Consider the following 24,792-nt stretch of genomic DNA (forward strand, 5'->3'; position numbering starts at 1 on the left):
GGCGCAGGGCAGCACCCTCCTTCTTGCGTCAGCTTGCCACTGTGCCCGCAAGTGTGCGGCGCACCAAATAGACAAGTCGAAGAAGCTTATGAGCTGCGCTCATAAGCCGGCCCCGCAGGCCCGTCATGCCCGTCATGCCCGTCATGCCCGTCTGTCCGCCAGCGGGCCTGGCCTGGCGGTGCCGGCGGATGACCTGCAGCTCCGGGTCCTGCGCCGCCCTGGCGTGGAACAGCGCGCCGAAGTACTTCAGCTTGTTGACCCCGAAGCGGTGCGCCCCGGCGCCCGATGCCAGGTGGTCGCACGGCATCCTGCGCCCGTCGGCCGCGTTCTCGTGCTTGCAGGCGCTGGGCACGGCGATCATGGCCGCGGGGAAGTGCTGGCACAACAGCGCCAGGAAGCGAACGTCGGCGGCGCTGCGGGTGGCGGTGCTGAACTCGCCGACCGTCGCCAGCGCCTCGCGGCGCAGCAGCGTGACCGGCAGCCAGTTCAGGTCGCCCCAGCGCATGCGCGTGAAGATCGAGCCGCGGTAGACCCGCGCCGCCGGCATGCCCAGGCGGTGGACGATGCGCTGGCCCCAGGCGCCGACCGGCTCGCACCGGCGGTCGACGCGCAGGTCGTCGTCGTCCCGGGGCTGCAGGAGGGCCGTGCTGTACAGCCCCAGCCCCAGCGCCCGGGCCTGCCGCGCCATGGCCGGCACCACCGCGCGGTCGAAGACCTGGCCGTGGTTGTGGAACTCGGTGGTGACGAACATCTGCTGCGCGTGCGCGTCCAGGAAGGCGGTGGTCAGCGCCAGGAAGTGCGGGTACCACTCGTCGTCGGCGTCCAGGAAGGCGATGTACTCGCCGCGCGCGGCCCGCAGCCCCGCGTTGCGTGCGTGGTGGACCCCCGCGTTGGCCTGCCGCAGCACGTGGATGCGTTCGTCGCGCAGGGTGGCGAGCCAGGCGCCGGTGCCGTCGGTGGCGCCATCGTCCACCACGATCAGCTCCCAGTCCAGGCAGGTCTGGCGGCGCACGCTGTCCACCGCGCGGCTGAGCACCTCGGCGCGGTTGCAGGTGGGCAGGATGATCGAAACCTTGGGGGATGCTGGCATGGCGACCCGCCCCGGCATCCGGGCCGGCGCGGTGGCCTCAGTGTCGGCAGCGTTCGTGACGTGCTGGTGACGCTGGCAAGGCGCTGCCAGGCTGCCTATGCTTGGCACACCTGCGGCAGGCCGCGACCGCCATACAGCTGCCGCACCCCTGCCCTCTTCGACAACCCCAGCCTCCATGTGGCGCCTGCGAACCCTGGCATCGAGTGCCGCACTGCTCATGCTCGCCCTGCTTCTCGTGCTGGGTGGCGGGCATGCCTACCACGCGCATCAACAGGCGCGGCGCCACGAGGCCCTCGGCCTGCCCGGCCGGTGGGTTCCGGTCGCGGGCCACGCCCTGTACCTGCACTGCCAGGGCACGGGAGGCCCGACGGTCCTGCTGGAGAGTGGCGCCGCCGCCTTCGCGGCCACCTGGGACCGGGTGATGCGCCCGCTGTCCGCGCAGCTGCGGGTCTGCGCCTACGACCGCGCCGGCCTGGGGTGGAGCCCGGCGTCCCGTGCGCCCGTCGAGCCGGGCGCCGCCGCACGCGACCTGCGCGAGGCGCTGGCGGCCGCCGGTGAACACCCGCCCTACGTCGTCGTCGGTCACTCGCTTGGCGCCCTGTTTGCCATCCTCTTCGCCGAGGCACGTCCGGCGGATGTCCATGCGCTGGTGCTGCTCGACCCGGCGCACCCCGACATGCTGGACGTCCTGCCGGCCCTCGCCGCGTCCTACGATGCCATGTTGAGGCGGCTGCAACTGGGGGCCTGGCTGGTCCAGTCCGGCGTACCGGACGCGTTCGACATCCAGCGCCCGCTGATCGAATCGTTTCCCCCCGCGGCGCAGCAGCAGGCGGCCTACCTCGTCAATGACCCCGGCCACCTGCGCTCGGCACGGGCAGAACTGCTCGCGTGGCCGGCGATCGCAGGCGCCGTCCGCGCCGCGCGCCGTTTCAGGTCGCTGCCGATCCTCGTGGTCAGCCCGGACGATCCATTGGACATGGCGGACGGAGCCTCCCTGCGTGCCGCTCTGACGCATCTGCAGGCCAGCTATGTCACGGGCATCGCACCCTCTGCCCACCTGGTGCTGCCGGGGGCCGGGCACGACTCGATGCTGCTCGACGAACGCCGGGCCCAGGTCCTGTCCGATCGCATCGGCACCTTCATCCGCCAGGTGCCTGCGCCGAAGGCACGCCATCCCGGCATGCCCACCCCCGCCGACTAGCCGCCCCGCCCCTTCCCGCACAGGCCCAGGGCAACGCCCACCAAGGCCGCCACCAGCACCGCACTCACGACGAGCAGGATCAGCAAGCCGGCGGCCACGCGGTAGCCGACCCGGTGACGGGTCTGCTCCTTCCGGGCACGCGGGCCCGCGGCCGGTTCGGTGGGCGAGCGCGGCGCGTCCGCTGGCTGGGCACTCGGTGCCCCGGCGGGCACAGGTGGTTCGTGCAAGGGTCCTGGGTCGCTCGGCATGGAACGCTCCGGTCGGGATGGGCCCGTCGTGGGGTCGGGAGGGGGGAGGGGCGGGAAGTCAGGGGGGCATGGGGTCACTGGGGCATGGGGTCGAGTTGGTCATGCGGGTCATGCGGGTCATGCGGGTCATGCGGGTCATGCGGGTCATGCGGGTCATGCGGGTCATGCGGGTCATGCGGGTCATGCGGGTCATGCGGGTCATGCGGGTCATGCGGGTCATGCGGGTCATGCGGGTCATGCGGGTCATGCGGGTCATGTGGCGACGGGTCCGTGGAGGCGGGGCGGGCGGCGGCACGCACCGGCGGCGCTGGGCCATGCGGTGCAGCGCTCAGCGCGATCACGCGGTGCGCCGTCAACCGGGCATGGGCTTCGCCCGCACAGCCCTGGGCTGGCCCCAGACGCACCATGTCCTGTTGCAGGCCGCGCCAGCGCTGCTGCAGCGAGCCCAGTGCCGCAGCTCGCCCGACCGACGACGAACCTTCGAAGGTGTAGCAGGGGTAGGCCCGCCCCAGGTGGTCGACATGCATCATCCAGCGCCCCGCCGCACAACCGGGCTGCGCGGCAATGCCCAACAGGCGCAGCAGCGTCGGATGGCGCGCACCCTGGCGCGTTTCGGGCAGGTCCAGGCTGACCGCATCCACCCGTGCCTTCAGCGGCGCGAGGCTGCGCTGCAGGGCCTGCAGGAAGGCCGGCGCGGCCTCCAGGGTGTCGCCACCTTCGCGGCCCACCTCGACCTTGCGGTTGATCCTCACCAGCGTGATCCGATGGCGTGCGGCCAGCTCGGCAGCGGTGTCGATCACGCCGAGGTCGGTGCTCGACATCACCACGAGCAGGTTGCCTGCCAGGCCCGCTTCGTTCAGCAGCCGCAGGTTGTCGCGCAGGCGCCGGTACGACCCCTCGCCACGCAACTCGTCATGCCGCGCCGGCGTTCCCCACAGGGGGAGGTAGAAGAACAGGCTGTGCGGGTAGCGCCGGTTGAGCGCCATCAGCCGGGCAATCGAGGCGTTCGAGGAGACGTAGACCCACTTGCCTGCCGCCAGGAGGGTCTCGGCCGTGGCCTCGATGTCCGGGTCGGCCAGGGGTTCGCCGCCGGTGAGGAAGACGAAGGGGATGTCCGACCGGGCCAGTTCGCCGAGCCAGGGTGCAGGCACGCCAGGCACTGCGCCGTCGGCCGCCCGGTGGGGGCCTGCAGCCGAATAGCAGTTGACGCAATGGAACGGGCAATAGGCCGAACCGGACAGGGTCACCAGCAGGGGATGCGCAAAGTCGAGCGGCTGCCCGAAGGGCGTGCGGACGACCGCATCGGCCACGATGCGGATGACGCCGCGGACCAGACGCGGGTCGATCTTGTCAGGCAGCGGCAACCCGGCCCGCGCCGCCACCCAGTGGACCCGCCGGAACGAGCGGCCGAGGTACTCGTCCGGGACCCGGTCCAGCAGGGGGACCAGAGTCCGCAGCGCCGCATTCAGACCGGAGCGCAGCCACCTCACCATCGCCCCCACCTCGTCACACCCATTGCACCCAGGCGGCGTACACCTGACCGCCGCCCCACACGATCGCACCCAGGCTCAGGATGCCCGTCGCACACAGATAGCCAAGGGCCCGGAACGGGGCACCGGCCACGTCGAAGATGCTCCCGATCAGCGACACGCCTGCGCCGGCCATCCAGATGAGGGTTCGCACCGGCGGCGTCAGGATCAGCGCAGCCCACAGCCAGATGGAGGTCAGGAAGGTCGTCGCGGCCGATGCGTAGAGCAGGCGCCGACGGCCCAGCTGCATCAGGTCGGGCGAGGCGGGGTCGAACAGGTCCAGGTAGGGCTGCTTCAGCAGCAGCGCCAGCTCACGGCCCACCAGGGACACAAAGCCCTCGCCGCCCGTCTGGATCTGGCCATTGGAGACCGCCAGCGCGTAGATCACGACCAGGGCCAGCCCGATCGTGCCGACGAAGATCCCGAGCGTGACCGGGAGGTCCAGCGGCGCCAGCAGGTAGATCGGCGCGCCCTTGCGGTAGGCCCGCAGGAGCAGCCGGGTCTTGTAGAGGCAGAGATAGTCGCCCAGCACGTTCACGCTGCCGCCGAAGATCACCAGGCTGATCCAGATGCCAGCGGTGAACTCGACGCTGGCGCCATACATCGTGCGGACCAGCACCAGCACCAGTGCCAGTGAAGCGATCGATGTGAGTGCTGCCCGCACGAAGCAGAAGGCCGAGAAATGGTCGTAGCCGAACACCGCCTCGAACAGGTTGTTGAACGCCTCGGCCGTGCGCACACGCGGCGCCCCCTGGCGCGGCAGCAGCCACTGCTGCGCCAGCGAGCGCATGCGTGGGCTGATGTCGCCTTCGGCCAGGCTGAACAGCAGCAGCACCGCGATCGCGGCACCGACCGCAACGGCCAGCGGCCCCTTGAAGGTCTGCGTGTACACCGCAGCGATCCACATCGCCGCCAGCACCGCGATGGTGGCGATGCCGCCAGGCGGCGGGGATCGAAAACGCGTCGGCTGAATGCGTGGCGTCGCCGCTGCGGGCGATCCGGCAGCGGCCGCATCGGCCCGGCGCCGCGGCCCGCGCCGCACCATTTCGCTGACCTGCAGCATCAGGCGCTGGAAGGGCTCGGTATCGGTGCGGCCATCCCAGGCCGTGAAGTCCTCGGCCTGGATGAGCCGGAAGGCAAACGGGATCGGCACACGATCCAGCAGCACGGGCAGCATGATCTCGCGCTCATGGGCATCGGACGCCTCGGTGCGCACCCAGCGCGACTGGACCGATTCACGTGTCCACAGCACGAGCACGCACCGCGCCAGGGAGATCTGCTCCTCGATGACTTCCTGGTAGTCCCGGCCCGCGGGAATGTCGCGGTCCCACCAGACACTCACACCGCTGTCTTCCAGCGCCTGGGCGAAGCGCTGGGCCGCCTCGCGGTCGAGGCTTGAGTAACTGATGAAGACGTCGGACATCCCACGCTCCGGACCGAGGGACCACCTGCGCCGACGCCACGCCGACGGAGGACGCATCCTTGCGCGCCGATGATAGCCACAGGACGCGCTTTGCCGGGGGCCGGATAAACAGCGCGGGTCAGGTGCGGGGTGCCTTGATGCGGCGCAGCGCGATCGTGGCGATCAGGGCGGTCAGCGAGGCGATCAGGCTGGCGGTGATCCAGAAGCCGTGCGGGTGCTCGTTCCAGGGCACGCCGCCCACGTTCATGCCGAACAGGCCGGAGACCAGGTTGATCGGCAGCGCCAGCACGGTGACCATCGTCAGCATGAACAGGCTGCGGTTGTTCTCTTCCGCCACCCGGGAGGAGGACTCGTCCTGCATGAGCTTGATGCGCTCCTGCAGCGCGGCGATGTCGCGCAGCACGAGCGAGAACTCCTCGCTGGCGCGGTGCAGGTGTGCCACGTCGTCGGCCGCGACCCAGCCCGGCGGCTTGGACAGGGTGCGCTGCAGCGCGCTGGGCTCGGGCGCCAGCAGGCGCTGCAGGCGCACCATCAGGCGGCGCAGCTGCGCCAGCTCGGCGGTGTGGCTGGCGTGCTGGCCGGCCAGCACGGCGTCCTCGATGTCGTCGATGCGGTCGGTGGCCAGGCGCACGATGCGCTGCAGCTCGTCGGCCTGGTCGCCCAGCAGGTGGTCGAGCAGCGCCACGCTGGAGCCGAGCGGCTCGCCGCGCTTGACCGCCAGGCGCAGCCGGTCCACCGAGCGCAGCGGGTGCCGCCGGGCCGTGACCACCAGGCCGGGGCGCACGGCGACCCAGAGGGTGGCCACGTCGCTGGCGTCGAAGGTGAAGTCGAAGGTGACGTCGTTCATCACCGCAAAGAGCGTGTCCTCGTCGCGCTCGATGCGGGTGGAGCGCGAGCCCTGGTGCAGCGCCTCGTAGAAGTTGTCGGTCAGGCCGGCGTGGCTGCGCAGCCAGCGCTGTGCCGCGGCGTGACCGACATTCAGATGCAGCCAGACGAAGCCGGTACCCGGGTCCCGCAGCAGCGGCAGGGCCCGCTCGGCCGAGGCCAGCTCCGAGGCGGCCTCGCCGGGCAGGAAGTGGTAGCCGCAGATCAGGCCGTACTCGTCGGACCCGTAGGGCAGGGCAAGGCTCGCAGCGGCGGGGGAGGCTGGAGCGCGGGCGGCGGCGTCATCACTCATCGGTCGGTCGGGCAGCAGGAGGGCTTGGCGAGGATCGGGGCGGGGTCGGGGCGGGAAACGGGGGCAGGCGTGCAGTGGGAGTGCATTTCGTGACAAGCCCGTGACGTTGCAGCCGCACCGCACTCCGGGTTGACCCGCAGGCCTGTCACGAAGTCACAACCCGGCGTTCCTAACCTGCCGGGCATCGGCCAGGCATGCCCGGCCGAGTGCATCAACCTCCATGAAAGCCAAGAACATGACGTTCATCGCTCGCCGCTCTTCGAAGGCCGCCGCGGCCCTGCTGGCCATCGCCGGCTCGACCCTCGCCACTTCCGCCCTGGCCCAGTCCACCGAGTTCACCTGGTACGGCCGCGTGGATCTGGCGCTGGAAGACAACAGCAACGGCTCGGTCTCGCGCACCGCGGTGCAGAACTTCGCCTCGCGCCTGGGCATCCGCGGCGAGCACAAGCTCAATGACGCGCTCAGCGGCGTGTTCCAGATCGAAACCGGCGTCGCTCCGGACGACACCGCCCAGAGCAAGACGCTGGCCAGCCGCAACAGCTTCGTCGGCCTGAAGAGCAACGTCGGCGGCACGGTGATCGTGGGTACGCACGACATGCCGCTCAAGACCCTCGGCGGCGGCGCCTACACGCTGTGGGCCGAAGGCGACCTGGAAGAAGTGATCGTGCACGGCAAGGCCTCGCGCGTGGCCATCGGCAACGCCAACTTCGACAACGTGCACACCCGCAAGACCAACGTGCTGCTCTACACCAGCCCGAAGTTCTTCAACACCGTCGGCAAGCTGGCCTTCTCCCCGGATGAAGGCAAGGCCGCCGCCGCCGCCGGCGTGCCCGAGTACGCCAAGAACATGTGGGGCGTGTCGGTCGAGTACAACGACGGCCTGTTCAACGCCGGCCTGGCGGCGCAGCAGCAGTCCAACTACATCGCCCCGACGGCCACGGCCGACGGCGCCTCGATGAAGGCGGTCAAGGCCGCGTTCGGCGTCAAGTGGCAGACCCTGACGGCCGGCATCGAGGCCAGCCGCCTGGACAACAGCCGCGGCAAGAAGACCACCAACCTGCTGCTGACCGGTGCCTATGGCCTGGACGCGCTCACCTTCAAGGCCAGCATCGGCGCTTCGGGCGAGTCCTCGGACGGCGCCAAGGACGGCGTCAAGGGCTTGGCCCTGGAAGCCGACTACGCCTTCGACAAGGCCATCACGGTCTACACCTACTACAGCCGCCTGTCCAACGACACGAACGCCAAGGGCACCTTCACCGCCGCGGACAACTTCCCGGCGGTCGCCAAGGCCGGTGATGACCCGCGCGCCTTCGGCCTGGGCATCCGCTACAACTTCTGATCCACTGTCGACAGGGCGCGGCGAGGAGCACTCCGGTGTTCCCGCCCGCGCGCCCCCTCCAGGCCCCTCCGACATGACCACACCTTTCTCCAAGCCCTTCGCCCTGCTGCATGGCCTGCTCCTGTCCGCCGTGGTGGGCCTGGCAGGCTGCGCCACCTCGGCTCCGCAGGCCTCCGCACAGAGCTACTCCTTCGGCCTCTGGGGCGACATGCCCTACCAGAAGGCCGGTGACGCGCCCAGGATGCCGGCGCTGCTGCGCAGCCTCAACCAGTCGGACATCGCCTTCTCGATCTACGACGGCGACATCAAGGACGGCAGCTCGCGCTGCACCGACAACGTCTACACCGAGGCACTGCAGATGTTCGCCCGCCTCGACCGGCCGGTGGTCTACCTGCCCGGCGACAACGAGTGGACCGACTGCCACCGCCTGAACAACGGCGGCTACGACGCGCTGGAGCGCCTGGCCCACCTGCGCCCCGACCCTGGACAGCCTGGGCCGCAGCACGATGGCGCTGGAGCGCCAGGGCAGCGCCGGCCAGCCCTACGTCGAGAACCTGCGCTTCAGCCGCGGCCCGGTGCTCTTCGTCGGCCTGAACGTGCCGGGCAGCAACAACAACCTGGTCCTCGACGCCAAGGACTGCAGCCGCAAGAGCGCGCGCACCCCGGCGCAGTGCGAGGCCGCCAACGCCGAGCACCGCGAGCGCGACGCGGCCAACATCGCCTGGCTGGAGCAAAGCTTCCAGAAGGCGCGCGAGGCCCGTGCCCAGGGCGTCGTGATCGTGCTGCAGGCCGACCCGGGCTTCGACCTGCCGGAAACCGAGGAGGTCGACGAGAGCCGCGCGCCCGAGGTCAGCGGCTACCGCGCCTTCATGGCGGCGGTGGCGAAGCAGACCGAGGCCTTTGCGGGCCAGGTGCTCTTCGTGCACGGCGACACGCACTACTTCAAGGTCGACAAGCCGCTGCACGCCCCGGGCCGGCAGCTCGGCAACTTCACCCGGCTGCAGACCTTTGGCAGCCCCTCGATCCACTGGGTCAAGGTGACGGTGCGGCCCGACACGGCCACGCTGTTCCACATCGAGCCGGTGATCGTGGCGCAGCCCGGCGGGAAGATGAACTGACGACGGCGACATCGAACTGTCCCGTCACGGTCAAGACGCCTGCATAGCCTCACCGCCGAGGTCGTCTCCCCGGTCTGCGGGAGCCCCCCGCCGCAGGCACTGACACCGCTGGCCAGCGCGGTGCGGTCAGCCACCGCATGCGGGAGAGCATGATCGGCCAGTGACCCGATCGAACGATGATGCTCAGAATTCTTCCGGTTCCCGCTGCGGCGGCCCGCTGGCGCAGGGCCCGATCGTGAGTGTCGACCTCAACCTCGATCTGGCCGAGCGCGGCGCGCGGCGGTCGCTCGGCCAGCCGCAGCCTGCACTGCGCAAGTCGCTGGCGCCGGCCTATGACGCGTCGGCCGATGCCTTGCAGGCGCTCGCCGCGGTGATCGATGAATGCGTGGCGCAGATCGCCCACAACGCGATCGGCCTGCTGGACGGTGACCCGGCGCTGCGGGCCGAGCATGTGCACCAGCTGCGCGTGGGCATCCGCCGCCTGCGCAGCGGCCTGCGCTGCTTCGCGGGCTGGGCACCGCAGCCCGTTGAGGCTGACCTGGACGGCCTGAAGGCCCTGTTCACCGACCTGGGCGCCTGCCGCGATACCGACGTGCTGGACAGCGGCGTCATCGCCGACCTGGCCCGCGCCGGCGCCCCTCCGGTGGCCTGGCTGGCCGCCACGAGCGTGAACGACCCGGCCGCCCTGCTGCGCAGCGAGGCGATGCAACACACGCTGCGCCAGTGGATGGCCTGGCGCTGGCTGCTGCCCAGCGCGACGCAGGCCGAACCGGGTCAAGCCGCTGCGCCTGCGGGCGAGGCGGCCCGGCCCTCCCCGGCGCTGGCCTCACCCGCGCTGCACCGGCACGCCGAGCGCCGGCTGGCACGCTGGCACCAGCGCCTCACCGCCGAGGCGCGGGCCTTCGACGAACTGGACGAACCGGCGGTGCACGCGCTGCGCAAGCGCGTCAAGCGGCAGCGCTACGCGGTCGAGTTCCTCGCGCCCCTGCTGCGCCGCCGTGGCACGGCGCGCTACCTGGCCGGGCTCGCCGCCCTGCAGGACCGCATGGGCGAGCTGAACGACCTCTTCGTCGCCCGTGACCGCTACCAGGCTCGCCTGCCTGACGAGCCCGCCGCCTGGTTCGCGCTCGGCTGGCTGGCCGCGCGCATCGAGCAGGCCCGCAGGGCGGTGCAGCAGGACCTGCTGCGGCTGGCGGAGCTGGCACCGCCGCGCGCACGGCGCTGACGCGGCCCCTGACCACCCTGTCATCAAACGGACATGTTCGTCATCGAAGCTGCCAAGGCCTCCACTCACCCGGTGCCGATGCAGCGCCTGGCCGCACCATGACCGACCGCGACAACCGCCATAACCGCAACCACCGCAACCACCGCAACGCCCCCACCGATACGCCCGACGCCAACGACGAGCTGCTGCGCCGCCTGCGCGCCGACCTGATCGACGGCTACGACGAGGAACTCGAACTCGAAATCGAGGACCGCACCGCCGAGGACGTGCTCGCCGGCGAGGACGCCGTGCGCGGCGACGAGGTGCGCGAGGCCCGGCTGCGCTACTTCCGCGAGCTGTTCCGCCTGCAGGCCGAGCTGGTCGAGCTGCAGGACTGGGTGGCCCACACCGGCCAGAAGGTGGTGATCCTCTTCGAGGGCCGCGACGCCGCCGGCAAGGGCGGCGCCATCAAGCGCATCACCCAGCGCCTGAACCCGCGTGTGTGCCGCACCGTGGCCCTGCCCGCGCCCAACAGCCGCGAGCGCACCCAGTGGTACTTCCAGCGCTACGTGCCGCACCTGCCCGCCGCGGGCGAGATGGTGCTGTTCGACCGCAGCTGGTACAACCGCGCCGGCGTCGAGCGGGTGATGGACTTCTGCTCCGACGAGGACGTGGAGGAGTTCTTCCGCTCCGTGCCCGAGTTCGAGCGCATGCTGGTGCGCTCGGGCATCAAGCTGATCAAGTACTGGTTCTCGATCACCGACGACGAGCAGCACCTGCGCTTCCTCAGCCGCATCCACGACCCGCTCAAGCAGTGGAAGCTCAGCCCCATGGATCTGGAAAGCCGCCGCCGCTGGGAGGACTACACCAAGGCCAAGGAGGCGATGCTGGAGCGCACCCACATCCCCGAAGCCCCCTGGTGGGTGGTGCAGGCGGTCGACAAGAAGCGCGCCCGCCTGAACTGCATCCACCACCTGCTGGAGCAGTTCGACTACCACGACGTGGAGCACGCGCCGGTGGTGCTGCCCGAACGCGTACGCAACGCCGAGTACATCCGCCAGCCGGTGCCGGCGGAGATGTACGTGCCTGAGGTGTATTGAGCCGGCGCAGCGAGCGCTGGCTCAGCGCGCCAGGCGCTCGAACGCCTCCGTGAGCGCCTGCGCCTCCCGGCTGCGCAGCGCGGCGCGGTGGCGGATCTGTGCGGCGGCGCGGGCGGCGGGGGTGGAGCCATCGGCCTCGCCGGAGCCGAGCAGGCGGACTTGGTCGGCGAGCAGGCGGTCGGCCAGGGAGGCGTCCGCCGCCACGTAGGCGATGTCGGGCAGCAGGGAGCGCCGCTCGCGCGGGCCGGCCAGCCGCTCCCAGGCCGCCCAGTGGGTCAGCACGTGGGCGTAGGCCGCGGCGGCCTGGCCGGAGTGCATCGCCAGCCGGCGCGGGAAGGCCCCGGCCACGTTGGTCGGCAGCTCGGCCTGCAGGGCCCAGTCGAGCAGCGCGGTGGCCTCGGCTGCGCTGCGCCCGGTGGTCAGCGCGCCGAGCAGGATCCAGCGGTCTTCCTCGCTGGTGGCCTGCAGGAGCTGCTGGCGCAGGGCGGCGAGTTCGGCGTCTCCTGCCCCGGCCGCGGTCCCGGCCCCGGCCGCGGCGCTGCGGATGACCGCGCTGCGCAGCGAGGCCGGCAGCGGCTGGCCGCTCGACTCACTCTGCGCCAGCAGGCGGCGTGCCTGGGTGATGGTGGCGCCGTCGCCCAGGCGGCCGAGCACGCCGATCAGGTCGGCCCGCAGCGCCTCGGTCTCGGCCTCCTCGCCGGCACGCGGGCCCCAGCCCAGGCGCTGCAGCTCCGCGCCGATCAGCCGGCCGGCCGCCGCGCGCAGCGCCGCCTGGGCCGGGCTGCCGGCCAGGGTGTGGTCCAGGTTGGTGAACTGGTCGGCCGCGAGCCGCCACAGGGCGGCGCGGCCGGGCTCGGCGGCCTGGGGCACGCGGCCCAGCGCCTGCACCAGCTCAGTCATCGGCACCCGGCCGGTCTGGGCCAGCGCCGCGGTGTCGGTGAACAACACCAGCCGGTCGGCCGGCGCCAGGCCGGGTAGGCGGCGCAGCAGCTCGGCGCGCTGCGCCGGGTCGTAGGCGACGCGGTAGTAGCCCACCCCGTCGGCGTTGGCGATCAGCGGCTCGGGGCGGCAGCCCTTCAGCGTGAGCTGCTCGTGCTCGCCGCGCAGCAGGTGCTGGTGCAGCTCGCCACCGCGCGCCAGCCGCAGCGGGATCTGCCAGCGTGGGCCTGTGCCGCCGGATGACGCGTCGGCCGCACCGTTCTGCCGATCGTCCTGCCGACCCTCCTGGCGAAAGCGCTGCTGACGCAGGTCCACCACGGTGCGCCCGGCCTCGCAGCGGGTCTCGATGTGCACGAGCGGGAAGCCGGGTTGATCGGTCCAGCTGCTCGCCACGCCGGCCACATCCCGCCCGGCCGCGCGGCCGATGTGGAACCACAGGTCGCCCGCGGTGGCGTTGGACAGGCGCCGCTCGCGCATGTAGGACGCCAACCCGTGCTGGAAGCGCTCCTCCCCCAGCCACTGCTCCAGCATGCCCAGCACCGCGCCGCCCTTGGTGTAGGTGATGTCGTCGAACACGTCGTCGACCTGCTGCTCGCCCACCGGGCCGGAGCGGATCGCCCGCGTGGCGTCGGTGGCATCGGTGCCCATCGACTCGTCGATCTCCAGGCGGTCGTTCAGCCGCACCTGCCAGGCGGGGTTGAAGCGGTCGGTCACCTTGGCGGCCATCCAGGTGGCAAAGGCCTCGTTGAGCCAGATCTCGCTCCAGGAGGCGGCGGTCACCAGGTTGCCGAACCACTGGTGCGAGACCTCGTGCGCGACGATGTTGTAGATCCAGCGCTGCGTGTTGGCGCTGCTGCGCGCGGGGTCGAACAGGAGCAGGTTCTCGGCGTAAGAGATCAGGCCCCAGTCCTCCATCGCGCCGCGGCGCGTGCCGGGCACGGCCAGCTGGTCCAGCCGCGGCAGCGCGTAGGGCTGGCCGAAGTAGCGGCTGTAGGCCGGCAGCACCTGCTCGGTGACCTGCAGCGCGTAGCGGCCCAGCTCGCGCTTGCCGGGCGCGGTGAGGATGCGCAGCGGCACCCCGGCGGCGCGGCCCTCCAGCACGTCGAAGCGGCCCACTGCGACGGCGACCAGGTAGCTCGGCATCGCCGGCGTGGCCGCAAAGTGATGCTGCAGGTGGCCATCGGCCAGCGTGACGCTGCGCTGGCGCGGCATGTTTGACAGCGCCTCCAGCCCCGCCGGCGTGCGCACGCTCAGCTCGAAGGCGGCGCGGAACAGCGGCTCGTCGAAGCCGGGGAAGAGCGTGCGCGCATGCACGGCCTCCAGCTTGGTGGCCAGCATGCGCTGGGGGGGCTGGCTGCCGGGCACCGTCGCGTGGTACAGGCCGTGGCCCTGGGCGTGCACGGGGCCGCTGTAGCGCAGCGTCAGGCGCTGGCGGCCGGCGGGCACCGGGCGGCCGTCGCGCGGCACGAGCCGCCAGGTCTGGCGCTCGGCATCCGGGCGCACCTCCAGCGCCCGCGGCTCGCCGCGCGGGCCCTGCAGGGAGGCCGCCAGCGCGGTGAGCTCATGCGCGTGCAGCTCGATCAGCGGCCGGGCCTGGCGCAGCTGCAGCGTGATCGTCACCTCGCCCCGGAAGTCGTCACGCGCCGGGTCCAGCTCCAGCGCCAGCCGGTAGTGCAGCGGTCGCACCGCCTTGTCGAGCACGCTGGGCGTGGTCTCGTAGCGGAAGCGCTCGGGCGGCGCCCCGGCCACCGCCTGCCCTGCCAGCGCCAGGACGGCTGCCAGGACCCCCGCCGTCATGAGCAGGCGGGGTCGACGAGCGGTGACAGGACATGCGCGGGGAGCAGCGAGGGCGGTCATCGGCGGTTCCGGTGAAGGCAGGCCGTGCCACCGGCACGGCCCGAAGTGCACAAGATGATGTCGGCACGGCCCGCACTCGGCAACCCGTGGCGAACCCGGTGGCGCGCGCCGGGGAAGAGGCAGGGTGAGGGAGCCGGGTGAGGCTGCCCGCCTCAGGGCATCGTCATCAGCGCCTGCCCCATGCGCACGCGCGCCCCGGCCTCGATCCCCTCGCACAGCGCAAAGCCCGGCGGGGCGAAGACGATGATGGTGGAGCCGTGCTGGAACCAGCCGAGCTCCTCACCCTTGGTGACCGGCACGTTGGCGGGGATCTCGTTGGGGCCGCGCCAGCGCAGGTGCAGCAGCACATCCAGCGCGTGCAGGCGCAGGCTGGCCACCAGGATGGCCGCCACCGGCACCAGCGCCAGCGGGTGGCCGCCGCGCGCCAGGCGCAGGTTGAGCACCGCGCGCTCGTTGCGGCAGAACAGCCGCTCCACCCGCTTGAGCGCGATTGGGTTGACGTTCCAGGTGTCGCCGCTGAGGTAGGTGACGTGCTGCAGCGTCGCGTCCGCCGGGGCGTGGAAGCGGTGGTACATCGCCGAGGTGAGCCGCAGTGTGACGAAGCTGCCGTTGCGGAAGGCGCTCGTGTCCTGGCTGGGGCCGAACAGCTCCTCGATGCGGTACGGAAAGCCCTTGGCCTGGAAGAGCTGGCCGTCCACCACCGGGCCGCAGGCGCCGACGATGCCGTCGCTCGGGCTGGTGAGCACGTCCTCGCGCGCATCGACCGGGCGCGCACCCTCGACCAGCTCGCGGGTGAAGCACTCGTGCAGGCTGGCGTAGCGGCGTGGCTTCGCTTCGCTCAGGTCCAGGTCGGTGAACAGGCGCCAGATGCGGATGGACAGCGCCGCCAGCGCCGGGCTGCGGATCTGGCTGAACCAGCCCATGAAGCGCGTCAGCGCGATGCGCGGCACGCGGTTGGTGAGCAGGAAGTTGAGGTCCTCCTGCAGCAGCAGGCGGTCGCGCAGGCTTCGCAGCGCTCGCAGGGGAACGCTCTGGGGAGTGCCCGGGGAACTCAATGACGGTGGAACGTGGGTTTTCATCGGGATGTCAATCGGGGTGGCTAAACAGACGGGTCAGACCTTGCCTGGACCCATGGAAACAACTCTTTCTCTCTCTGCTGTCTCGCTGGCGGTGCTGGCCGCCACCGGTTTGCCGCGCCTGCACCGGCGCCTGTCGCTCTCGCGCGCCAAGCACCGCTCGCTGACGGGGCACTCGCGCATGGCGCAGCGCGTCGCGCGGCTGATCCCCGGCTACGCCTACGACGAGGCGCGCTTCTTCGCCGCCGACGACGCGCCCCCGGAGGTGGCCGCGCAGCGCCGCGCCGGCTTCGAGCGCCTGGCCGCGCTGTACGAGCAGCGCTGGCCGCGCAGCGCGCAGATGACGGCACGGGCGCGCGAATCCATCTCGGACCTGCAGTTCACCGGCCGCTACCGGGTGCCCTTCCAGTTCAGCCCCTACCTGCGCGAGCACCTCAAGCTGGGCAACTTCCTGCAGGCCTCGGGCGGCCTGGAGGTGGAGGACCTGGACGGCAACCGCTTCCACGACCTGACCGGCTCGTATGGCGTCAACGTCTTCGGCTACGACTTCTACAAGGTCTGCATCGCCGAGGGCGCGGCGCGCGCTGCCGCACTCGGCCCGGTGCTGGGCGCCTACCACCCGGCGGTGCTGGCCAATGCCGAGCGGCTCAAGGCGATCTCGGGGCTGGACGAGGTGAGTTTCCACATGTCCGGCACCGAGGCGGTGATGCAGGCGGTGCGCCTGGCGCGTTACCACACCCGGCGCAAGTACCTGGTGCGCTTCTGCGGCGCGTACCACGGCTGGTGGGAGGACGTGCAGCCCGGCCCGGGCAACCCGCTGCCCCCGCGCGAGACCTACACGCTGCAGGACCTGAGCGAGCGCAGCCTGCAGGTGCTGCGCCAGCGCAACGACGTGGCCTGCGTGCTGGTCAACCCGCTGCAGGCGCTGCACCCCAACAGTGCGGCGCCCGGCGACTCCAGCCTTGTCGACAGCGGCCGGCGCGCCCACTTCGACCGCGCCGCCTACGCGGCCTGGCTGCAGCGCCTGCGCGCGGTGTGCAGCGAGCGCGGCATCGTGCTGATCTTCGACGAGGTGTTCGTGGGCTTTCGCCTCGCACCGGGCGGGGCGCAGGCCTACTTTGGCGTGCAGGCCGACATGGTCACCTACGGCAAGACGCTCGGCGGCGGCCTGCCGGTGGGCGTGGTCTGCGGGCGGCGCGACCTGATGAAGCGCTGGCGCGACGAGCGCCCCGCCGACATCTGCTTCGCCCGCGGCACCTTCAACGCCCACCCCTACGTGATGGGGGCGATGCAGGCCTTCCTGGAGCGGCTGGACAGCCCGGCGGTGCGCCAGCTCTACGACGGCCTGGACGAGCGCTGGAACGCGCGCGCCGCGGCGCTGAATGCCCGGCTCGAAGCGGTGGGCCTGCCGGTGCGCGTGGCCAACCTCTCGACCATCTGGACGGTGCTGTACACCCAGCCCTCGCGCTACAACTGGATGCTGCAGTTCTACCTGCGCGCCGAGGGCCTGCTGCTGAGCTGGGTGGGCAGCGGCCGGCTGATCTTCAGCCTCAACCACGACGATGCGGCGTTCGAGTCGGTGTGCGAGCGCTTCGTCGCTGCGGCACAGGCCATGCAGGCCGACGGATGGTGGTGGCAGGCGCCGGAGCAGACCAACCGCTCGATCCGCCGCAGCCTGCTGCGCGAGCTGCTGAGCCATCGGTTCTGATCTCCCGCCCGGAGAATGGGCCTGCAGCCGGGGAGGCCCAACGAGCACTTCAGTTCTCCACGACGCCAGGCAACACCCGCGGCCCATGAAACGAGCCACGGCCAGCGAACGCCGCGGAACCGGCTTTGCCGGGCCGCTGGCGTTGCCCCCTTGAGGGGGCGCGCGAAGCGCGTAGGGGGTGGGTCCCGTCAGTGCGGCCGCACATGCACCATCGGGTCCAGGCGCTCGCCGCGCAGCAGAGCCAGCGGCGCACGGTGGTACAGCACGATGTCGTGGAAGGGGTCGGTGAGGATCTTGGTCACCCAGATCAGCCCCTGCAGCGGCCGGCCCTGCAGGCTCAGCTGCAGCACGCGAAAGCCGATGCCGGTGACGGCCAGCGCCAGCCAGGCAATGCCCACGTCATGCAGCCAGCCCTCGAAGCCGACGCCCGGCTCGATCAGGCCGAACAGCGCGGGCTGCAGCCACAGCAGCAGCGGGATCGCTGCCCACACGCCCAGCAGCACCGACTTGCGCTGCATGTTGAAGCCGACCTTGACCTCCTCCTTGTACTCGTCGGTGACCTGGTTGACCTGGTCGAAACCGCGCGGCTCGAAGAAGAAGTGGCCCGACTGGCGCGTGACCATCGAGACGCCCCAGCCGACGATCGCGGCCATCGCCGGGTCGGTGAACAGCAGCACATAGGCCACCAGGAAGGAGCAGGCGCTGACCAGGTGCAGCGTCTGGTTGATGCGGCTCTGGTGGTAGTAGCGGTGGTCGTCCCAGCGCTGGGTGGCCAGGGTTTGCAGGAAGGTGGAAACAGTGGGCACGGTGGACACGGGTTACCTCGATGGATGAACGGCAGGCGCCCCACTGCGGCTGCAGCGGCGCGTGACGCAAGCGTGACGACCGCGCATGAAGCCACCGTGACCGGCCCATGTCAGTTGCTGCAGTGCGCCGGCAGCGCGGGCCCCACTGTCATCGAACTGTTGCGACCGGCGGCCACCATGTGCGCATGGACGCCCTGCCCGACCCTGCCGGCCCGTCCGGCGCCCCGCCGCGCCCGCTGCGCATCGCCTACGTGACCGAGACCTGGCCGCCCGAGGTGAACGGGGTGGCGCTGTCCGCCGCGCGCTTCGTGCAGGGACTGCTGCAGCGCGGCCACCGCGTCCAGCTGCTGCGCCCGCACCAGGGCGAGGGCGAACGCATGGCGAACCGGCAGGAAGGCGCGGGCCTGGCCGGACTGGAAGAACAGCTCGTGCCGGGCTGCCCGCTGCCGTTCTACCCTCAGCTGCGCATGGGCTGGTCGCGCGCTGGCACCCTGCAGCGGCAGTGGCAGCAGTGGCAGCCGGACCTCGTGCACGTGGCCACCGAAGGCCCGCTGGCCTGGGCCGCCCTGCGCGCGGCGCGCCGCCTGGGCCTGCCGGTGACCTCGGACTTCCGCACCAACTTCCACGCCTACAGCCGGCACTACCGCATCGGCTGGCTGCAGGGCATCGTGCTGAACTACCTGCGCGCCTTCCACCGCCGCACCGACGGCACGATGGTGCCCACCGACGCCCTGCGGCGCGAGCTGGCCGCCCAGGGCTTCACTGACCTGAGCGTGGTGGGGCGCGGCGTGGACACCACGCTGTTCACGCCGCAGCGGCGCAGCCAGGCCCTGCGCGCCAGCTGGGGCGCCCAGCCTGGCGACCCCGTGCTGCTGTGCGTGGGCCGGCTGGCGGCGGAGAAGAACCTGCTGGCGCTGGTGAGCGCCTTCCGCACCCTGCAGGCCTGCCACCCGCGCGCGCGCCTCGTGCTGGTGGGCGACGGACCGCTGCGCGAGGAGCTGCGGGTGCGCTGCCCGCAGGCGGTCTTTGCCGGCCAGCGCAGCGGGGAGGACCTGGCGGCGCACTACGCCTCGGCCGACCTCTTCGCCTTCCCCAGCCTGACCGAGACCTACGGCAATGTCACCCCCGAGGCCATGGCCAGCGGCCTGGCGCTGGTGGCCTTCGACCAGGCCGCGGCGTCGCAGCTGGTGCGCCACGGCGAGAACGGCCTGCTCGTTCCGCCTGGCGACGCGCTGGCCTTCTGCCGCGCGCTGGCGGAGTTGCTCGACCACCCGCAGCGCCGCCAGGCCATGGGCCGGCAGGCCCGCGAGTCGATGCGCAACCAGGGCTGGGACGAGGTGGTGGCGCGCTTCGAGGCGCTGCTGCACCAGGTGGTGCTGCGCCGCGGCGCGAATGTCGGCAACGCGGACTCCGCCCTGCCGGCTGCGGTGCGCAGCGGCGCCTGAACCCTTTCAGGCCATGGTGCTGGCGAGCCGACGGCGCCGCTCCCGCGCCATCAGCCCCGCCATGGCGGCGGCGATCATCAGCCCGAAGCCCCACATCAGCGGCACGATCGGCACCTCCAGCCACAGCAGCGCGGCGTACACCGCCAGCATGCCCAGCACGCTGGCGTTCTCGTTGTAGCCCTGCACGGCGATCGAGCGGCCGGCGCTGAGCAGCGTGCAGCCGCGGTGCTGCAGCAGCGCGTTCAGCGGCACCACCAGCAGGCCTCCCACCACGCCCACCGCCACCAGCCAGGGCAGCGCCCAGGCGAGCCGGTCCGCGCTGGCCACCACGGGAATCATCAGCCCCAGCAGCACGCCGGCCGGCAGCATGCGCCAGGCCCGCTCCAGCGGCACCCGGTGCGCCGCCGCCGCGGCCCCGGCGATCACGCCCACCGCCACCGCCGCCTGCAGGTAGGCGGCCTGGTCCAGCGGCAGGTGCAGCACGTCGGCGGCCCAGCGCAGCACCGCGAACTGCAGCGTGGCGCCCACACCCCAGAAGATCGTCGTCACGGCCAGCGACAGCCCGCCCTCGGCATCGCGCCACAGCAGGCGGTTGGCGCGGCGGAAGTCGCGCAGCACCTGCAGCGGGTGGATGCTGGAAGCCGGGTAGCGCGCCCCGCTGGCGGGCACGCCGATGTTGAGCCCGCCCGCCAGCGCATAGAGCGCCAGCAGCGCCGCCAGCGATAGCGTCAGGCGCCCGGCCGGCCCGGTTGATCCCGCTGCAATGGCCCAGCCCGGCAGCCACCCATCGGCGCCAGCCGCCAGGCCGAGCAGCCAGGGGCTCACCAGCAGCCCGCCGAGCACGGTGCCCAGCAGCGCGGCGCAGACCACCGACACCTCCACCCAGCCGTTGGCCGCCACCAGCTGGCGCGGCGGCACGATCTCGGTGAGCAGGCCGTACTTGGCTGGCGCGTAGGCCGCCGCGCCAAAGCCCACCACCGTGAAGGCCAGCACCGGGTGCCAGCCCAGCAACAGCCCGAGCACGCCGATCACCTTGACGCCGTTCATCACCGCCATCAGCCGCGCCTTGGGAACGGCATCGGCCAGCGGCCCGACGAAGGGCGCGAACACCACATAGGACAGCATGAAGCCGAACTTCAGCAGCGGCGCCAGCCAGGGCGGCTGGCCCTGCTGCTGCAGCAGCGCGATGGTGACGATCAGCAGGGCGTTGTCGGCCAGCGCGGAAGCGAACTGCGCGGCGATCAGGACGTGGAAACCAGGCGGCATCGGAGCTCGTTGGCGCGCCCGGGCGGCCGCGCAGAAAGAGCCCCGCAGTGTGGGCAGCCGGCAAGACAGCCTGCTGACAGCGCCGTGAAACCGCCGTGAAGGCGGCCTTCACGCCCGCGTCAAATCCGGCGCGCAAGATGCGCAGAACCGCCCCTGCGGCCCAGCCGCCTCACTGCCCGAGCCTGCCATGAAGCCACCCCGTCCCCCCGGCAAGATCCAGGCGCTGGGCGCTGCCACGGTGCAGGCCCTGCACCCGCAGCGCGCGCTGGAGGCGGTGCGCAAGCTCAAGGCCGCCCACGAGCGCCGCACCGATGCCCGTGCCAACGTGCAACTGCGCCGCGCCACCGTGGCAGACCTGCCCGCCCTGGCCGTCCTGCACCGCGCCACCGGGCTGGACGGCCGGTCGCCGCCCGATGGCTACAACGACGATGCCAGCGCCGGCACCCCAGCCCCCACGCTGGAGCGGGCCTGGGCGGCCATGGAAGCGGCCGGTGCCCAGGTCTGGCTGGCCGAGTGCGAGGGCGAGCTGCTGGGCGCGCTCACCCTGTACCTTCTGCCGCTGCTGCTCGAAGGCGGCAGCCGCAGCGGCTGGGTGGACGACCTGGTGGTGCACCCCGGCGCCCACCACCTCGCCATCCCGCGGCGCCTGATCACGCTGGCCACCGGCCTGGCTCGCGAGGCCGGTGCGAGCAAGCTCGCCCTGGCCCCCCGGCGCAAGGCCGGCCGGGGCACGCTGGCCGCGACACAGCGGCGCAGCTTCCTGGAGCACCTGGTCCACAGCCGCCACGGCCGTCGGCTCGACCTGCCACCCGCGCCGGACGCGTCGGGCTGAGCCAGGCCGTCGAGCCGTCGAGCCGTCGGGCCGTCGGGCCGTCTGTCCCTCCGGCCTTCAGGCCATCAAGCGGATTGCCAGTTGCAGGCTGCGTACGGTCTGGCGGGCACGCTGACGCTCGGTCTGCAGCACCAGGTCTTCGAGCAGGCCGAGGTACTGCGACAGCGGCGGCGTGGCCTTGCCCGGGTGCTGCGCCAGGTCATCCCAGATGCGCAGCTTGATCGCTGCCGCGGCGTGCGCATCCAGCTCGAAGCGGCGCATCTCCATCGCGGTCATCGGCCCACCCTGCAGCGACAGGCCGTGCAGCGCCGCAGGCGACAGCGCCTCCAGGTAGTGGCGATCGAAGCCCACCAGGTAGCGCTTGGCCTGCACGTGCAGGCGCACCGGCTCGGTGACCTCGTCCGGGAAGGCCTGGCGCAGCAGGTGCACCGCGCGGGTCGCGTGGCTGGCCTCCTCCCCTCCCCTGCCACCGCCCGCAGCAGCGCGGTGCAGGTCATCGCGCCAGCCCAGCCCCCAGCGCCGCGCATCGAGCAGGTGGCCCAGGTCATGCAGCAGGGCAGCGGCGACCAGCTCGGCATCGGCATGGGCCCATTCGGCCAGCTGGGCGCACTGCAGCGAGTGCGACAGCACGTCGACGCCGCGCAGGTCGGGGCGCGCCTCGGGGGCGTCGTAGCGACGGTGGCCCTCGGTCAGGAACAGTTCGGCAATCAGGTCGAGGGTCTGGTGGGGCGTCATGCCCCCAATGCTGCTCAGGCGGCGTGACGCGCCGATGACCCGGCGGCGGCCCGGGCAGCCGTGGCGACGGCCGTCACCCCCTTGACCGCTGCGGCCACCGCGACCGGCGCCACGGGCACCGGTAGGTCCACGCCGATGGGCAGGTCCACGCCGACGGCCGCCGCGGCACGCTCGCGCAGCCGTTCGCTCCAGTCGAGGATCTCCAGCCGCCCGTCGGCGTGCTCGACCAGCGCGGTCAGGCTCTCCACCCAGTCGCCGTCGTTGGCATAGGTCAGGCCGTCGATCTCGCGCAGCTCGGCGTGGTGGATGTGGCCGCAGACCACGCCATCGACGCCGCGCTTGCGCGCCTCGCGTGCCACCGCCACCTCGAAGTCGCTGATGAAGCTCACCGCCCGCTTGACCTTGAGCTTGAGGTAGCGCGACAGCGACCAGTACGGCAACCCGACGCGCGCGCGCAGCGAGTTCAGGTGGCGGTTGAGTTCGAGCGTGAACTCGTAAAGGTGGTCGCCCAGCAGCGCCAGCCAGCGCGCGCACTGCACCACGCCGTCGTAGAGATCGCCGTGCATCACCCACAGGCGCCGGCCGTCGGCCGTGACGTGGATGCAGTCCTCCACCACCTCGACGCCGCCGAAGCTGTGCTGCAGGTAGCGCCGGGCGAACTCGTCGTGGTTGCCCGGCACATAGACCACGTGGGTGCCCTTGCGCGCCTTGCGCAGGATCTTCTGCACCACGTCGTTGTGCGCCTGCGGCCAGAACCAGCGCCGGCGCAGTTGCCAGCCGTCGATGATGTCGCCCACCAGGTACAGGCGCTCGCACTCGACCACGCGCAGGAAGTCCAGCAGCGCCTCGGCCTGGCAGCCGGGCGTGCCCAGGTGGACATCGGAGATGAAGACGGTGCGCACGCGCAGCGGCGTCGAGGCGTCCTCCGGGGGAACGTCGGTGGGGACACCCGGGGTGGCCTCGGCATGCGCGTCGGCCACCGCCTCGGCAAGCCGGCCCAGCTCGGTCAGGTTGGCTCGATTCATGAACCCATGCTGAGCGACTCGCGTGACATGGGCTTGAAGGAAGCATGAAGACTCCATGGCAGGGCGAGCCGCCCGGGAGCACTGCCAGACCCCCGTGACAGGCCGATGAAACCCGAGCGCGCCCCTGCGGCTCCTGATGCGCGCAGGCATCGGATGGCCCGAACCCCTGGATCCAGCCTCAGAATCGACCCCGTCGATGTGTATAGGGGAAAACGCCATGAGCCTGCTCCGTCTCACCCAGGTTTTCCAGCGCAGCAACGCCGGCCAGGCGCTGCTGTGGGACTGCGACGTGCAACCGTCCGAGCAGGCAAGGATCCTGATGCGGCTGACCGGCTTCACGCCGCTGTCGCGTCTGCTCGACCCGCAGCATGACCCGCAGTGGCTGCTCGGCGTGGTGGAGCGGCTGGCCTCGCAGGGCCTGGTGGAACTGGTCGACGACCTCGCGGACGACGCACCCAGCTCCACCTGGGGCGAGCTGGCGCTGGCCCTGCCGAACTGAGCGGCGGGCCGGCAGGCCGGCGTCCGCTGCACCGGGTGCGGGTGCGGGCAGCGCCGTCATCGCCGCATCAGGCGGACGCGCTAGGCTCGCGGGTGAAGAGGTCGCTCGTGCCGGCCTCCACCAACGCGCCCCGTCACACCCCGCCATGCCCTTCCCGCCCCCGCCGGACGACACCGACGACCCCATCCACAGCCCCGCGGAACGCGCGGCAGCGGCCTCGCGCAGCACCTGGGTCAGCGTCGCGGTCAACCTGGTCCTGACCACCGCCCAGATCGCAGCCGGCCTGCTCACCAAGTCCCAGGGCCTGGTGGCCGATGGCATCCACTCGCTGTCCGACCTGGTGGCCGACTTCGTCGTGCTCTTCGCCAACCACCACAGCCAGAAGGACGCGGACGCCGACCACCCGTACGGCCACCACCGCTTCGAGACGGCCGCGAGCCTCGTGCTCGGCGCGCTGCTGCTGGCGGTGGGGCTGGGCATGCTCTGGTCCGCCTTCCTGAAACTGGAGCAGCCCGACAGCGTCCAGACCGTCCACGCCGCGGCCCTCTGGGTGGCCGGTGGCGCGCTGATCGCCAAGGAGGGGCTGTTTCGCTACATGCTGGCGGTGGCCAAGCGCGTCAAGTCCAGCATGCTGGTGGCCAACGCCTGGCATGCCCGCTCGGACGCCGCCTCATCGCTCGTCGTGGGCGTGGGCATCGCCGGCAACCTGGCCGGCTACCCCATCCTGGACCCGATCGCCGCGGCCATCGTCGGCTTCATGGTCACCAAGATGGGCTGGGAGTTCGGCTGGGACGCCCTGCACGACCTGATGGACCGCGCCATCGACGAGGCCGAGGTCGCCGCCATCCGCAGCACCCTGGAGGGCACCCCCGGCATCCAGGGCGTGCACGACATCCGCACCCGCAAGATGGGCGACATGATCGTGGTGGACGCCCACATCGAGGTCGATGCCGCCCTCAGCGTCGAAGAGGGCCACCACATCGCCGTCGAGGCCCGCACCCGCGTGATGCAGCGCCACCGCGTGCTCAACCTGATGAGCCACGTGGACCCCTGGCAGCGGCCGGACCTGGATCACTCGGCGGTGGCGCAGCGGGTGGCTGCCCACTGAAGGCATGCGCAGAGCCGCCCTCTTCGGTGCACCGGCCAGGGCCGCGTCGCCGGACTGCGGGTGACGC

General features: G+C 71.8%; 21 protein-coding genes. 10 read left to right on the plus strand and 11 right to left on the minus strand.

Features of this window, described 5'->3' with window-relative positions:
• Positions 1-28: 28 nt before the first annotated feature.
• Complete coding sequence (locus tag NGK70_RS19380) at positions 29-1,090, minus strand: glycosyltransferase family 2 protein (protein ID WP_251970120.1); 1,062 nt, start codon at positions 1,088-1,090, stop codon at positions 29-31.
• Between the two features lie 175 nt (positions 1,091-1,265).
• Here NGK70_RS19380 and NGK70_RS19385 point away from each other — a divergent pair, with 175 nt between their 5' ends.
• Positions 1,266-2,291 carry an alpha/beta hydrolase gene (locus NGK70_RS19385; protein ID WP_251970121.1) on the plus strand — a complete coding sequence of 342 codons (1,026 nt, stop codon included), beginning with the start codon at positions 1,266-1,268 and terminating at the stop codon, positions 2,289-2,291.
• On the opposite strand, the gene NGK70_RS19390 is transcribed toward NGK70_RS19385, so the two are convergent.
• The 4 genes from NGK70_RS19390 to NGK70_RS19405 all read right to left on the minus strand — a co-directional run bounded on the left by NGK70_RS19390 (position 2,288) and on the right by NGK70_RS19405 (position 6,668).
• Entirely contained in the window at positions 2,288-2,539 is a 252-nt protein-coding gene (locus NGK70_RS19390) for a hypothetical protein (protein ID WP_251970122.1), read from the minus strand. The two genes, NGK70_RS19385 and NGK70_RS19390, sit on opposite strands and share 4 nt — an antisense overlap.
• Positions 2,540-2,613: 74 nt before the next feature.
• Positions 2,614-4,032, minus strand: a complete 1,419-nt coding sequence (locus NGK70_RS19395; protein WP_251970123.1) for a radical SAM protein — start codon at positions 4,030-4,032, stop codon at positions 2,614-2,616.
• Positions 4,033-4,045: 13 nt separating this feature from the next.
• Complete coding sequence (locus tag NGK70_RS19400; protein ID WP_251970124.1) at positions 4,046-5,491, minus strand: toll/interleukin-1 receptor domain-containing protein; 1,446 nt, start codon at positions 5,489-5,491, stop codon at positions 4,046-4,048.
• A gap of 118 nt (positions 5,492-5,609) precedes the next feature.
• Positions 5,610-6,668, minus strand: a complete 1,059-nt coding sequence (locus NGK70_RS19405) for a transporter (RefSeq protein ID WP_251970125.1) — start codon at positions 6,666-6,668, stop codon at positions 5,610-5,612.
• A gap of 220 nt (positions 6,669-6,888) precedes the next feature.
• On the opposite strand from NGK70_RS19405, the gene NGK70_RS19410 reads away from it, so the two are divergent.
• The 4 genes from NGK70_RS19410 to ppk2 all read left to right on the plus strand — a co-directional run bounded on the left by NGK70_RS19410 (position 6,889) and on the right by ppk2 (position 11,429).
• Positions 6,889-8,007, plus strand: coding sequence for a porin (locus tag NGK70_RS19410; RefSeq protein ID WP_251970126.1), 1,119 nt, complete (start codon positions 6,889-6,891; stop codon positions 8,005-8,007).
• Positions 8,008-8,513: 506 nt separating this feature from the next.
• The gene (locus NGK70_RS19415) at positions 8,514-9,125 is read left to right on the plus strand and encodes a hypothetical protein (RefSeq protein ID WP_251970127.1); all 612 of its coding nucleotides are present in this window, start codon (positions 8,514-8,516) and stop codon (positions 9,123-9,125) included.
• A 235-nt stretch (positions 9,126-9,360) separates the two neighbouring features.
• Positions 9,361-10,350 carry a CHAD domain-containing protein gene (locus NGK70_RS19420; protein WP_251970128.1) on the plus strand — a complete coding sequence of 330 codons (990 nt, stop codon included), beginning with the start codon at positions 9,361-9,363 and terminating at the stop codon, positions 10,348-10,350.
• Positions 10,351-10,448: 98 nt separating this feature from the next.
• A complete protein-coding gene (gene ppk2 / locus NGK70_RS19425) occupies positions 10,449-11,429 on the plus strand; it encodes a polyphosphate kinase 2 (protein ID WP_251970129.1) in 981 nt (326 codons plus the stop codon).
• 21 nt (positions 11,430-11,450) lie between these two features.
• Here the strand turns inward: ppk2 and NGK70_RS19430 are convergent, their stop codons facing one another.
• On the minus strand, positions 11,451-14,165 hold the full coding sequence (locus NGK70_RS19430) for a M1 family metallopeptidase (RefSeq protein ID WP_251970130.1): 2,715 nt from the start codon (positions 14,163-14,165) through the stop codon (positions 11,451-11,453).
• A gap of 212 nt (positions 14,166-14,377) precedes the next feature.
• Positions 14,378-15,304 carry an archaetidylserine decarboxylase gene (asd, locus tag NGK70_RS19435; RefSeq protein ID WP_251970131.1) on the minus strand — a complete coding sequence of 309 codons (927 nt, stop codon included), beginning with the start codon at positions 15,302-15,304 and terminating at the stop codon, positions 14,378-14,380.
• Positions 15,305-15,356: 52 nt separating this feature from the next.
• Here asd and NGK70_RS19440 point away from each other — a divergent pair, with 52 nt between their 5' ends.
• The gene (locus NGK70_RS19440; RefSeq protein ID WP_251970132.1) at positions 15,357-17,009 is read left to right on the plus strand and encodes an aminotransferase class III-fold pyridoxal phosphate-dependent enzyme; all 1,653 of its coding nucleotides are present in this window, start codon (positions 15,357-15,359) and stop codon (positions 17,007-17,009) included.
• Between the two features lie 188 nt (positions 17,010-17,197).
• Here the strand turns inward: NGK70_RS19440 and NGK70_RS19445 are convergent, their stop codons facing one another.
• Entirely contained in the window at positions 17,198-17,824 is a 627-nt protein-coding gene (locus tag NGK70_RS19445) for a hypothetical protein (RefSeq protein ID WP_251970133.1), read from the minus strand.
• Positions 17,825-18,000: 176 nt separating this feature from the next.
• Between NGK70_RS19445 and NGK70_RS19450 the strand changes: the two genes are divergently transcribed.
• Positions 18,001-19,260 carry a glycosyltransferase family 4 protein gene (locus tag NGK70_RS19450; protein WP_251970134.1) on the plus strand — a complete coding sequence of 420 codons (1,260 nt, stop codon included), beginning with the start codon at positions 18,001-18,003 and terminating at the stop codon, positions 19,258-19,260.
• A gap of 6 nt (positions 19,261-19,266) precedes the next feature.
• Here the strand turns inward: NGK70_RS19450 and lplT are convergent, their stop codons facing one another.
• Positions 19,267-20,526 carry a lysophospholipid transporter LplT gene (gene lplT / locus NGK70_RS19455; RefSeq protein ID WP_251970135.1) on the minus strand — a complete coding sequence of 420 codons (1,260 nt, stop codon included), beginning with the start codon at positions 20,524-20,526 and terminating at the stop codon, positions 19,267-19,269.
• Between the two features lie 187 nt (positions 20,527-20,713).
• On the opposite strand from lplT, the gene NGK70_RS19460 reads away from it, so the two are divergent.
• On the plus strand, positions 20,714-21,358 hold the full coding sequence (locus NGK70_RS19460; RefSeq protein ID WP_251970136.1) for a GNAT family N-acetyltransferase: 645 nt from the start codon (positions 20,714-20,716) through the stop codon (positions 21,356-21,358).
• Positions 21,359-21,415: 57 nt separating this feature from the next.
• Here NGK70_RS19460 and NGK70_RS19465 read toward each other — a convergent pair whose 3' ends face one another.
• Together NGK70_RS19465 and NGK70_RS19470 are read right to left on the minus strand one after the other, a co-directional pair.
• Positions 21,416-22,093: an HD domain-containing protein gene (locus tag NGK70_RS19465; protein ID WP_251970137.1), complete on the minus strand. Its 678-nt coding sequence runs from the start codon at positions 22,091-22,093 to the stop codon at positions 21,416-21,418.
• 14 nt (positions 22,094-22,107) lie between these two features.
• Complete coding sequence (locus NGK70_RS19470) at positions 22,108-23,118, minus strand: UDP-2,3-diacylglucosamine diphosphatase (protein ID WP_251970138.1); 1,011 nt, start codon at positions 23,116-23,118, stop codon at positions 22,108-22,110.
• Positions 23,119-23,335: 217 nt separating this feature from the next.
• Between NGK70_RS19470 and NGK70_RS19475 the strand changes: the two genes are divergently transcribed.
• Entirely contained in the window at positions 23,336-23,617 is a 282-nt protein-coding gene (locus tag NGK70_RS19475; RefSeq protein ID WP_251970139.1) for a hypothetical protein, read from the plus strand.
• A 145-nt stretch (positions 23,618-23,762) separates the two neighbouring features.
• On the plus strand, positions 23,763-24,725 hold the full coding sequence (locus tag NGK70_RS19480; protein ID WP_251970140.1) for a cation diffusion facilitator family transporter: 963 nt from the start codon (positions 23,763-23,765) through the stop codon (positions 24,723-24,725).
• Positions 24,726-24,792 lie beyond the last annotated feature (67 nt).

Origin of the sequence: Sphaerotilus microaerophilus (genome assembly GCF_023734135.1) — a bacterium.
In the GTDB taxonomy this organism is placed as follows: Bacteria; Pseudomonadota; Gammaproteobacteria; order Burkholderiales; family Burkholderiaceae_C; genus Sphaerotilus; species Sphaerotilus microaerophilus.